Raw genomic sequence first — 371 nt, forward strand, 5'->3', positions numbered from 1 at the left:
TGATTTTGATCGAGGTTGAAGGTGGGATTTGGAGTCAGGGGAGGCATACGAGGGGTAAGGGTTATTTAGGGGATATGGAGAAATATAACTCGGCACAAGAGTTGGGTTATTCAGTGTATCGATATAGCACTGAGCAGGTTAAAAGCGGTAAGGCGATTGATGATATTAGACGGTTGGTGGGTGACTTATGAATGGATTTGAATTTCTTGCATGGGTGGCGGCTGGAGCAATCATTTTTGGTGTGACTGCAGCTATTTTTATTTTTCGTATGGTGTCACGGGAACATAAAAAGGCTGTTGAAGAATTTAAGAAGCGTAAAAATTTAGGGTGATGGGTATGAATATGGCTACAGAAGATTTTGCAAAACACAA

At 41.2% G+C, this 371-nt stretch carries 1 protein-coding gene and 1 pseudogene; both read left to right on the forward strand.

Going from position 1 to position 371, the window contains the following annotated elements:
* A pseudogene (locus tag AVJ19_RS21340) lies at positions 1-191 on the forward strand (hypothetical protein); the annotation flags it as partial.
* Positions 188-331: a hypothetical protein gene (locus tag AVJ19_RS22135; protein ID WP_162626698.1), complete on the forward strand. Its 144-nt coding sequence runs from the start codon at positions 188-190 to the stop codon at positions 329-331. The pseudogene AVJ19_RS21340 and the gene AVJ19_RS22135, both read left to right, overlap by 4 nt.
* Positions 332-371 lie beyond the last annotated feature (40 nt).

It is taken from the genome of Acinetobacter sp. CFCC 10889 (assembly GCF_003268395.1).
Taxonomy (GTDB): domain Bacteria; phylum Pseudomonadota; class Gammaproteobacteria; order Pseudomonadales; family Moraxellaceae; genus Acinetobacter.

Coding starts and splice junctions, on each gene's coding strand:
- AVJ19_RS22135 (WP_162626698.1), top strand. CDS start 188: ATGAATGGATTTGAATTTCTTGCATGGGTGGCGGCTGGAGCAATCATT.